Genomic DNA, 10636 nt, shown 5'->3' on the forward strand with positions numbered 1-10636 from the left:
GACCGTCATCCGGGGGCTTCAGACATTTCGTCACCTCCATGCCTGCCCCGGTTGCTTCCGGCTGGAGCATCGCCGGGCGGGCCTTTCACCCGCTAGAAAGTGCCGCCTTTGCACGGCGCACACCCTTTTCGGTCTTTCCTGAGCCAAGCTCTGTCGCCTAATTGCGGACATTGCCTAAGGATGCCTTCTCGTCGGAATATGTATAGCGGACGCACACGGCTTAGCTACATTCTCGCACATGAAGAAGATTCAGTCGGCAGCCATTCCTTTTCGCCTAGATGAGGCCAATAGGTTTTCCCTGTTGCTCATCACCTCTCGAAGGAAGGGACGCTGGGTTCTGCCAAAGGGAACGGTCAGCGGAATGTTACCTCACGCTTCGGCAGCGCGGGAGGCGTTTGAAGAGGCCGGCGTAATAGGCTCGGTTGCGGAAACACCGTTCGAGACATATTATCTGCGAAAGAAAGTCGGATATGGGACCGCGATCGAGATTCCGGTTCATACGTTCCCGATGCGCGTGACGGTAGAGCTGCAAACCTGGCCGGAAATGGATTTTCGGCAAAGGCGTTGGATTCTAGCGGGACAGATTACCGAGATGGTCGAAAGCGAAGAGCTACGCTCCCTTCTCAAGCGTTTTGCTCAATCGGATCGAGCGCGCCTTAAAGTCTGAATGGATTGACCACGTCCGATCCACTGCCTTGCAATTTCGACCCTTTGTTGCCACTCAGCCAGGGCTTTTGGTCTTCAGTTAGGGACGGTCAACTTTCGCGGAGCACTTCCTCAAAGCAGCTGACATGACGATCATGCCATATTATCGGCCTGCCGGTCCGCGATCTCGGCAGCTGAAATCAGACTATCTCCGGTTTTCCGCGCCGCGTCTGCCGTCATCGTAATAGCAACGCCATTTGGGCCGTCCAGAATGACCAGACCATCTTCTGCGCTCGCATTTCCCGGCTCACTCAAGGGCTGTGGCGTATTTGAAAATTCTATCATGTAATTGGCCTTGGGCATGAGGACGGAGCTTCGGCGGATTGTAGATCGATATAAAGATAAGCCGGATTGAACTGACCCACGGCAGCCAATTTTTCAGGGTTCAAAATTTCCACGAGGGACGAACGAAAAACACATAGCCGCTCCTCGCGTAGCTGGCGCAAAACGCGGTTGATATGCACGTTCGTCAGTCCACAGATTTCAGCCAGATCGGACTGAATAAGACCAAGCGCGAAGCGCCGGCCGTCGCTCAGGCCCGCCGACATAAGGCGGACGTTCGTCTCGCTAATGAAATGCGCGACCCGACCTACCGCATCAAGCCGCCCGAGGCGAAATAGCCACGCACGATGGATTGCGGCATCGATCAGTGTGGAAAACCATAATTTGCGTGACAATGCGGGCAGGTCATGCGTGATCGCTTCCAACTCGGAATGCGGCACTATCGCGACTGTAGCAGCCGTCATCGTAGCCACATCATGGTCGAGAATTTTCAGCGGGAACGCATGGAGATCGACAAAATCGCCCGGCACATGCACCGCAACGAGCTGCCGCAAGCCGTTGCGATCGTCGATATAGCGGGACATAAAGCCTTCGAGCAGCAATATGCTTTGGCTCAACTCCTCACCTGCCACCACGACATTGGTCCGCGGCGGCAACGTCTTGATCTCACCGATGGCCGTTTCAAGCCGCGCCCGCTCCTCAATTTCAAGGTGCACGCCGCGCCTGTGTCTGAGAAACCGCTCGGTGAACATGAAGGCCTGATCCTGTCAAAATGTAGAAACTGCTCCAGCGGACGCCAGTGCGTAGCTATAACGGGCCGCGCGCCTAGCCGTTGCTTCGCTGATCCTCACAATCGTGATGACACAGGTTAATTTACGCCCCGACCTGGCAACTTCGCGCAGAGCTGCCTGTTCCTGACTGCATCTCTACCGCCGTCAGGGCTGCCATCGTCCGATCCGATCGGCTCCAGCCCTCATTGCGATAATCGCCAATTAGATGAGGATGATCATGGCCAAAACTCCACCGCCGTCGAAATCCAGCAAAGCCAAGGCAGGCGTCAAATCGAAAGTCACAGCTGCCGACTTGTCTTCTTCAGGCATCGGTGGAGAAAGTCCTGAGAAAGCCCCTGCACTGCCCGCCGATGCGGCGATAATGCCGACCTATACCGAGGCTCAGGGCAGCGGTGGGGAAACCCATCAGGTCGCGGGCGGCGACATCGCAACCCTCACGACCCAACATGGCATCCCGGTGGCCGATGATCAGAACAGCCTCAAGCAGGGCGCGCGCGGACCTGCCCTGCTTGAGGACGCGCATTTTCGCGAAAAGATGTTCCATTTCGATCATGAACGCATTCCCGAGCGCGTCGTCCACGCGCGCGGATATGGCGCGCACGGTTATTTCGAACTGACCGAGAGCCTGGCTGACGTCACGCGCGCCGATGTGTTTCAACGGGTCGGAGAGCGTACCCCCGCGTTCGTCCGCTTCTCAACGGTTGCAGGTTCAAAGGGATCGCCCGACCTTGCCCGCGATGTTCGCGGCTTTGCAGTGAAGCTCTACACGCAGGAGGGCAATTGGGATCTGGTCGGCAATAATATTCCTGTCTTCTTCATCCAAGACGCCATTAAATTCCCTGACCTCATCCATGCCGCCAAGCCCGAACCGGACCGGGATTTCCCCCAAGCGCAGACCGCCCATGACAATTTCTGGGATTTCATCAGCCTGACGCCCGAGAGCATGCACATGATCATGTGGATCATGTCCGATCGGACCATTCCGCGCTCGCTTCGGACGATCGAAGGCTTTGGCGTCCATACCTTCCGGTTCGTGGACAGTGAAGGCAAGTCCACCTTCGTCAAGTTCCATTGGAAGCCCAAACAGGGGCTGCAATCTGTAGTCTGGAACGAGGCGGTGAAGATCAACGGCGCCGACCCCGATTTCCATCGTCGCGACCTTTGGGATGCGATCAATGCTGGCGATTTTCCTGAATGGGAATTGGGTGTCCAGCTTTTCGATGACGCTTTTGCGGATAGTTTCGACTTCGACATTCTCGATGCGACCAAGCTCATTCCGGAGGAACTGGTGCCGGTTCGTATCGTCGGACGGCTGGTGCTCGATCGTGTCGTCGACAATTTCTTCGCCGAGACAGAGCAGGTTGCATTCATGACGCAGAATGTTCCGCCGGGCATCGATTTCTCGAACGATCCGCTCCTGCAGGGACGCAACTTCTCCTATCTCGATACGCAGATCAAACGCCTGGGCAGCACCAACTTCACCCACCTGCCCATCAATGCCCCCAAATGTCCGATGGCCCATTTCCAGCAGGACGGTCATATGGCCATGCGCAACCCCAAGGGCCGCGTGAACTATGAGCCCAATAGCTGGGGGCCTACCCAAGGTGGCCCCCGTGAAGACCCGGTGCGCGGCTTCACCAGCTTTGCAGAAACGGCCGATGGGCCGAAACAGCGTGTGCGGTCGGAGAGTTTCGCCGATCATTATAGCCAGGCTCGGCAATTCTTCATCAGCCAGGCTCCGAGCGAACAAAAGCATATCGGCGACGCCCTGGTGTTCGAACTGTCGAAGGTCGAGCGGCCCGATATACGCTCGCGCACCGTATCTCATCTCATCCATGTCGATGCGGCGCTGGCTGAGACGGTCGCGGATGGACTTGGTATCGATCTGCCTGAGGCGGCGGTCGCCGCGCGCGACCCTGTTAATGATCTTCCACCCTCCAACGCGCTGAGCATCGTCAAGAATGGACCCGACAGCTTCAAGGGTCGCAAACTTGGCATATTGCTGAGCGATGGCACTGATGCAGCCATCTTCAAAGCGCTGCTCAAGGCTATCGATGATGAAGGCGCGGTATATGAAGTGATTGCGCCAAAGATCGCGGGCGTGACCTTGTCCGACGGCACTACAGTAGCGGCCAAACATAAGATCGATGGCGGACCTTCCGTCCTGTTCGACGCGGTCGCTATTCTGGTGTCTGCGAAAGGCGCTGCTGCTCTGGCTCTTGATGCAGCCGCCAGGGATTTTGTGACCGATGCCTTTGCTCATTGCAAATATATCGGCATCGGCAAGGACGCTGAGGCCATTTTCGTCAAGGCGGGTATAGCGGAAGATCTGGACGAGGCCTGCCTTCCGATCGCGAAACCGTCCGACGCCCAGGCGTTCATCCAGGCGTGCAGGGCCCTGCGTCACTGGGCCCGCGAGGCTGCCGTCGATTTGGATGCTCAGCCCGAAAGCTGAGCTTTTCATCCATTTCTATCGAGGGCCGACCACATGCCGGCCCTCCTTGCCAACCTGTAAGGACGACGCCATATGCGGATCGGCATTATCGCCCACCTTAAATATCCGATTGCCGAGCCATTTGCGGGTGGATTGGAAATGCACACGCATCTCCTCGCCCGGTCGCTGCGGGATCGGGGACATGCCGTAACCATATTCGCCTCTTCGCGATCGGAGCCTGGTCTGGGCCTGGAAGCGATTTGTTCGGAGACGGCGATCAGTACGGTGGGCACGGCAGAGGCGCCGGATGTGGCGTTCTTCAAGGAGCATCATGCCTATCTCAGCCTGATGAGCGAGCTTCGCCATCGGCGTTTCGACGTCATCCACAATAATAGCCTGCATTATATCCCGGTAACGATGGCCGACAGTCTGCCGATGCCGATGGTGACCACGCTGCACACACCGCCTTTTTGCTGGCTTGAGAGCGGCATTCGCCTCTGCCGGGCGCGCAACAACGCGTTCGTCGCTGTTTCCCATGCCGTTGGCAAATTATGGAACCATGTTCTGCCGGTTGACTCGGTTATCATGAACGGCATCGACCTGGATCGGTTCTCTTTTCACCCTGCGCCCGACACGGAGGCCTATTTGGTCTGGTATGGACGGATCGTTCCGGAAAAGGGGCTGCACCTCGCGATCGTGGCCGCAAAACAAGTTGGAATGCCACTCAAGATCGCAGGACCGATCCTCGACGAAGTCTATTTTCGAGAACAGATTGCCCCGCATCTGGGTGCCGACGCCATCCATGTCGGCCATCTCGCGCATGGGGCGCTTGCAAAGTTGGTAGCCGGCGCACGCGCTTTCATGTGTACGCCTCTCTGGGAGGAGCCTTACGGATTGGTCGTGGCCGAAGCGCTTGCCTGCGGCGTGCCGGTAGCCGCTTTTGCACGAGGTGCGATACCCGACATTCTGGATGATTCGTGCGGTGTGTTGGCTTCTCCAGATGACGTCGAATCGCTGGCGCGGTCGACCTTTGCGGCCCTGTCTCTTGATCGCCGCGCATGCCGCCGTCGCGCCGAGCAAGTCTGCGACGCTGGTCGTATGATCGATGCCTATGAAGCTCTCTATCGCAGACTTGTCGTGGGCGGTGACGCTCGGTTGCGACTGGTGGGTAAGGCGCGCGAAGATTTGATGCCGTCTGCGCTCACTCAACAATCCAAGACTGTGATGGAAGCCCCGTTACATGGCTGAACCGGCACCCCGCCTTGCCTCACTGGAGTGCGGCACTTCGCCGGTTTCTCTGTGCGTGTGTGTCCCGGCGCGCAATGAAGGTGAGCGGATTGCTACATTGTTGGACGCCATCGCCGCGCAGTCGTGGCCCGGAATCATCTGCGTCTCGATCGCCGTAAACAATACGACGGACGAAAGCCTGGAGAGGATTGGCGAAGCACGGACGCGTCATGCCGGGCGACTGGATATCCGGGTCGTGGTGGCCGAATTCCCGGCGGCTTTGGCGCATGCAGGATCTGCGCGGCGATTAGCCATGACAGAAGGGCTTGGGTCCCTTTCCAGCCTTGAGGCAGGAATTCTTGTCAGCACGGATGCGGATGTACGCCCACCTGTCGATTGGCTGAGCAACATTGCGGCGGCTTTCGGGCGAGGCGCTGATCTGGTCGGTGGAAAGATCGTCGTCGACGAGGAAAATGAGCCTTTACCGCCATCCGTGACGCAGTTGCAGCGGGCATGGGATAATTATTGGTCGAAGGTGCGCGAGATCGAGGATCGCATCGATCCTGTTATATGGGATCCGGCGCCGCGGCACGGCGATCATACAGGCGCATCCGTCGCCATTCGAGCAGCCTTATATCTCGCTTGTGGCGGCGTTCCGCTCCTTCCGACTGGGGAAGATCGCGCGCTGGTCCAGGCGGCCGTCGCCATGGGGGGCAGGCTGGCGCATCCTGCCGATGTCTATGTCCGTGTCTCACCCAGAACCGATGGGCGAGCCGAAGGTGGCATGGCAGCGGGAATGCGTGCCCTGTTCAAGGCAGCAGAGTCGAAGAACCCACCCATGGCGCCAGCCTTCGACCATTGGATCGAGCGTGCGACATGGCGCAAATCCATGCGCCAGCGTACCGATGGCGGTGCGAATATCGCGCACCATGAGGCGTGCCTTCCGCCCATGCCACACGATATGCAACTGGAGGCAGGACGATGAGCCTCCGGCCGATCGGCTATTATGTCCATCATCATGGTGCCGGGCATTTGGCCCGCGCGCGTGCCATCGCCAATGCATCAATGGGCCGTATCGTCCTTCTTGGGACAGGGATTGGTTCACTGGGTATAGACCTTGCCGATGATCGCCTCGACACCCGTGCGTTCGATGGCGCAGATGGATCTTATTGCCGGCCCGACAGCCTGCACTATGCTCCGCTGGATCATGAAGGCATCCGTTTGCGGATCGCGACGATCGCACAGTGGATCGACATTCATAGGCCCGCCCTCATGGTTGTCGATGTGTCTGTTGAAATCGCCATGATGGCGCGTCTGGCGTCTGTCCCGATTGTCTATGTCCGGTTGAACGGCGATCGGACCGACCGGCCCCATCTGGACGCATTCCAGGGTGCTACGGCGTTGATGGCACCCTTTCATCAGGATCTGGACGCGGCCTCCACCCCGACATGGGTGCGAAAAAAGACGCGCTATCTTCCCGGCATCACAACAGGCCGCCCAACCCCTACGAGAAATGCCGATCCCACGATCCTGATCGTTGTAGGTCGCGGAGGTCAGTCAGGCGATGGCGAAGCCTTCGCACAGGCCGCCCGATGCTGTCCGCAATGGCATTGGCGGGTGATCGGACCATGCTCGATGCCGCATGATCCTCCCTCGAACCTTGCCATCCTTGGCTGGGTGCAGGATTCCGATCGTGAGATTGCCCGCGCGACCCTGGTGGTTGGGGCAGCCGGCGATGGATTGGTAGGCAGCGTGCTTGCCGCCGATCGCCCTTTCGTCTGCATAGCCCAGGACCGGCCTTATGATGAGCAACGCACGACGGCGCAACGGCTGGGGGAAGTCGGCGCAGCCTTGGTTGTTGATAGTTGGCCCCAGCCTGAGCGGTGGCAACAGCTGATACGCGATACGCTGGCATTGTCGCCAGAGGCCCGGCAAAAGCTGCACGATCCCAATGGCGCGCGCAGGGCTGCCGAATGGCTCGACATGGTAGCGGGCGCCACCTGCCCTGGACAGGAGGAGGCCGCATGAGCATCGCTGATGTAAAGCCGATAGAAAGCAACACGCCGGCGCAGCGGGCGCAAGCTATCGCAGAGCCTCTTGGTAACCTCGGTACACGCTATGATACTGCTCCGGTATTTCCAATTGAGAGCGTGAAGCTACTGCGGGGAGCCGGATTGCTGCACCCCTTCGCGCCGATCAGTGCCGGCGGCGACATCTTTCCTGACCGTCAGTCTCAATATATGTCCATGATGTCTGTCCTGCGCATCATTGGACGTGCTGACCTTAGCGTCGGGCGGCTGTATGAAGGGCATGTCAACGCGTTGCTGCTGTTCGACTGGTTTGGCACGGCTGTCCAATGCGCGGCCCTGCACAAGCAATTGCACGATGGTGCGCTGTTCGGCGTCTGGGCGACCGAACCACGGCCCGGAGTCCGCCTCAGCGGCGCAAATAGCAACTGGACCCTGGAAGGCGCCAAATCCTTTGCGACCGGGGCGGGCGGGCTGACCCATGCGATCATCACGGCGAAGCCATCGGGTGGTCCAAGGCAGCTTGTCATCGTTCCGGCGGATGAAGCGTCGCGAACGGACCTTTCGCAGTGGCGTATGCGCGGCATGCGCGCGACAGGAAGCGGGATTTACGACTTAAGTGGTGTGTCCGTTGGACCCGACGCTCTTCTGGGAAATGGCGGCGACTATGACCTGGAGCCAGACTTCACGACTGGTGCGTGGCGCTTTACCGCTGTCCAGCTCGGCGGTGTCGAGGCACTGTTAACCGAAACCCGCGCCGCCATGACGACAGCAGCCCGCGAAGATCCGTTGCAGCGCGCCAAATTCGCCGATGCGGTTGTTGCGGCACGATCTGCTTATCTGTGGGTTCGCGAATGCGCCACCCGCGCAGCGGCGGGTGACGAAGATGGTCCGGCGTTCGCCCGCATGACCCGTGGCGTCGTCGAACGGGCAGCGCTCGACGTTATGGAATTGGCAAGCCGGATCATCGGCACGCGCAGCGCCGTCGATGGGCACCGTATCGACAAGATCATCCGGGATCTGAGCGTCTATTTGAGACAGGCCGGACCCGATTATGCAAAGGATCAGGCAGCGATCGCATGGCTCGATCATGATGCCTGGGGCAGCGGAGATATCCTATGGTGATGGGGCGCATCGGCGCACATCCCCTGACCGCAAGGCCATGGCGTGCCCTTCGCTGGCTCGTCATTGCCCCGCACCCTGACGATGAAACGCTGGGTACGGGCGCACTCATCGCCCATATGGCCAAAGCAGGAAAATTCGCTGGTCTTGTCTATCTGACCGATGGGTCGGGGTCGCATCCGCTTAAAAATGGGAAAGCAGGCTCGATCGTCGCTGCCCGTCAGCGCGAGGGGCGGCAGGCGTTGCGGCGACTTTCAGGCTTACAAGTCAAAGCGCCCTTATGCCTTGGATGGAAGGACGCAACGCCTGAAGTGCCAGGTTCGGTGCTTTTCGGCAGAAGTTACCGCAAACTTGCTGCGTTGTGCAGACGACTACGAGTAGATGTCCTGGCGACGACTGCCCCTCACGAGCCGCATTGCGACCATGCTGCGGCAGCTGGCTTGGCTCATGCTGTCAGGATCAGATCGCGAGGCCGGATCACCGTCGCTGAATATTGCGTTTGGGGTGAAGCACCTAGTAGCCGAACGCACAAGACGCTTATCACGCCGTCCATGTCGCCGGGCGTCAGGCGCAACGCCCTTGCAGCCCATCGCAGCCAGCTTACCGCCTCGCACGGCCTTGGCTTTCGTCTGCCAAGAGACAAGCGATCGATGGCGCCGCACGACCTTCTTTACGTCAGGAAGCGCCCATGAACCGACATCGAACGACCCTGGAACCGGATTATTTCGAGCGCATGTTTAGCGGGACGAGCGATCCGTGGGATCTGGAAACCAGCTCTTATGAGCAAGCGAAGTTCGAGGACAGCATAGCGGCACTTGGCAGCCGGAACTATGCCAGCGGTTTTGAAGTGGGTTGCGCCAAAGGAATGCTGACCTTGAAACTCAGCGCCTTATGCAAATCCCTGCTGTCCATCGACGTGAGCGAAACCGCGCTGGCAGCCGCTAAACAGCGTACGGCCCATCTCGATCACGTCACATTCGAACAAATGGCTTTTCCTCGAACGGCACCCTCCGGGCAGTTCGAATTGATAGTCCTGTCCGAGGTCGCATATTATTGGGACGATATTGACATTGGTCGTGCGGCCGATTGGCTGGAAGCGCATCTGCTTGTAGGCGGTGACCTTCTGCTCGTGCATTTTACCGGAGACACCGACTATCCACAAAGCGGTGACGACGCGGTCGCCAAGCTGTCCGGATTACTGACCAACGCGATGACGGTGGTCACCGCCTGCCGACGGCCACGCTATCGTCTCGATCTGTGGCGGCGTGCCCTGTGAGCATCAGCGTTCTGACCATCGTCAAGAACCGGGAGGACCATCTTGCCGAACTGGTGGAAGGGTTGAGGCGCAGCGTCGTTTTTCCTGATGAACTTGTCATTGTCGATATGGGCAGCACGCCTGCCCTGATCGCACCTAAAGCCCCATTCCCGATTCGCCTTGTTACGCTGGAGCGGACCGGTTTGCCGCTCGCCGCCGCTCGCAACGCTGCGGCGCACGCAGCAATGGGTGAGCATCTTCTCTTCCTGGATGTGGACTGCATACCCATGCGCCATCTTTTAGGGGAAATGAACTATCAGCTCGAACGCGCCGACGCGCTGATCTGCGCGGAAGCCTTATATCTGGGGCCAACAGACGCTCGTGATGGGTGGGAAGAAGATCGTCTCAAGCTATCAGCCAAATCCCATCCCATCCGCGCATTCCCGGCGAAAGGCATTCGAGAGGAGGCCAATGCCGGGCTCTTCTGGTCATTGGTTTTCGGCATCCGTCGGCATCGGTTCAATGATCTAAGGGGTTTTGATGAAGCCTTTGATGGCTATGGCGCGGAGGATACGGACTTTGGCTTCCGGGCGCGGGATGCAGGCATTCCGCTCCTGTTCAAAGGCGGCGCTGGCGCCTTTCATCAGCATCATGACGTATTTGACCTGTGGATCGGCGTGCAAAAAGGACCCCGTTAGCGGGGTGATCGGCGTCCAAAAGGGCCCCCTCATTTCGATGGTTTAAACAGCTGCCTGGATTTTCAGGCGGCGAGATCGGGATGTTGGTTTTGGAG

General features: G+C 58.9%; 11 protein-coding genes. 9 read left to right on the forward strand and 2 right to left on the reverse strand.

The genetic code is table 11. The annotated features are described in order from the left end of the window. Positions 1-238: 238 nt before the first annotated feature. Positions 239-667 (forward strand): NUDIX hydrolase, encoded by a 429-nt coding sequence (locus tag RQH62_RS24320; protein WP_311271230.1) that lies wholly within the window; start codon positions 239-241, stop codon positions 665-667. A 131-nt stretch (positions 668-798) separates the two neighbouring features. Here the strand turns inward: RQH62_RS24320 and RQH62_RS24325 are convergent, their stop codons facing one another. Further along, positions 799-1008 carry a hypothetical protein gene (locus RQH62_RS24325; protein ID WP_311271231.1) on the reverse strand — a complete coding sequence of 70 codons (210 nt, stop codon included), beginning with the start codon at positions 1006-1008 and terminating at the stop codon, positions 799-801. Continuing rightward, positions 987-1739 (reverse strand): Crp/Fnr family transcriptional regulator, encoded by a 753-nt coding sequence (locus RQH62_RS24330; RefSeq protein WP_311271232.1) that lies wholly within the window; start codon positions 1737-1739, stop codon positions 987-989. The genes RQH62_RS24325 and RQH62_RS24330 overlap by 22 nt, the downstream gene beginning before the upstream one ends. Positions 1740-2139: 400 nt before the next feature. Between RQH62_RS24330 and RQH62_RS24335 the strand changes: the two genes are divergently transcribed. The 8 genes from RQH62_RS24335 to RQH62_RS24370 all read left to right on the forward strand — a co-directional run bounded on the left by RQH62_RS24335 (position 2140) and on the right by RQH62_RS24370 (position 10541). Further along, on the forward strand, positions 2140-4233 hold the full coding sequence (locus RQH62_RS24335) for a catalase (RefSeq protein ID WP_311271233.1): 2094 nt from the start codon (positions 2140-2142) through the stop codon (positions 4231-4233). A gap of 72 nt (positions 4234-4305) precedes the next feature. Next, positions 4306-5460 carry a glycosyltransferase family 4 protein gene (locus RQH62_RS24340; protein WP_311271234.1) on the forward strand — a complete coding sequence of 385 codons (1155 nt, stop codon included), beginning with the start codon at positions 4306-4308 and terminating at the stop codon, positions 5458-5460. Beyond that, a complete protein-coding gene (locus RQH62_RS24345) occupies positions 5453-6424 on the forward strand; it encodes a glycosyltransferase family A protein (protein WP_311271235.1) in 972 nt (323 codons plus the stop codon). The genes RQH62_RS24340 and RQH62_RS24345 overlap by 8 nt, the downstream gene beginning before the upstream one ends. Beyond that, on the forward strand, positions 6421-7467 hold the full coding sequence (locus RQH62_RS24350; RefSeq protein WP_311271236.1) for a glycosyltransferase: 1047 nt from the start codon (positions 6421-6423) through the stop codon (positions 7465-7467). The genes RQH62_RS24345 and RQH62_RS24350 overlap by 4 nt, the downstream gene beginning before the upstream one ends. Further along, on the forward strand, positions 7464-8591 hold the full coding sequence (locus RQH62_RS24355; RefSeq protein WP_311271237.1) for an acyl-CoA dehydrogenase family protein: 1128 nt from the start codon (positions 7464-7466) through the stop codon (positions 8589-8591). Before RQH62_RS24350 ends, RQH62_RS24355 begins: the two co-directional genes overlap by 4 nt. After that, complete coding sequence (locus tag RQH62_RS24360) at positions 8591-9280, forward strand: PIG-L family deacetylase (RefSeq protein ID WP_311271240.1); 690 nt, start codon at positions 8591-8593, stop codon at positions 9278-9280. The genes RQH62_RS24355 and RQH62_RS24360 overlap by 1 nt, the downstream gene beginning before the upstream one ends. Then, the gene (locus tag RQH62_RS24365) at positions 9277-9864 is read left to right on the forward strand and encodes an SAM-dependent methyltransferase (protein ID WP_311271238.1); all 588 of its coding nucleotides are present in this window, start codon (positions 9277-9279) and stop codon (positions 9862-9864) included. Before RQH62_RS24360 ends, RQH62_RS24365 begins: the two co-directional genes overlap by 4 nt. Beyond that, entirely contained in the window at positions 9861-10541 is a 681-nt protein-coding gene (locus RQH62_RS24370) for a glycosyltransferase (protein WP_311271239.1), read from the forward strand. The genes RQH62_RS24365 and RQH62_RS24370 overlap by 4 nt, the downstream gene beginning before the upstream one ends. The last annotated feature ends 95 nt before the right edge of the window (positions 10542-10636 follow it).

This window comes from Sphingobium sp. WCS2017Hpa-17, assembly GCF_031843765.1.
GTDB lineage: Bacteria > Pseudomonadota > Alphaproteobacteria > Sphingomonadales > Sphingomonadaceae > Sphingobium.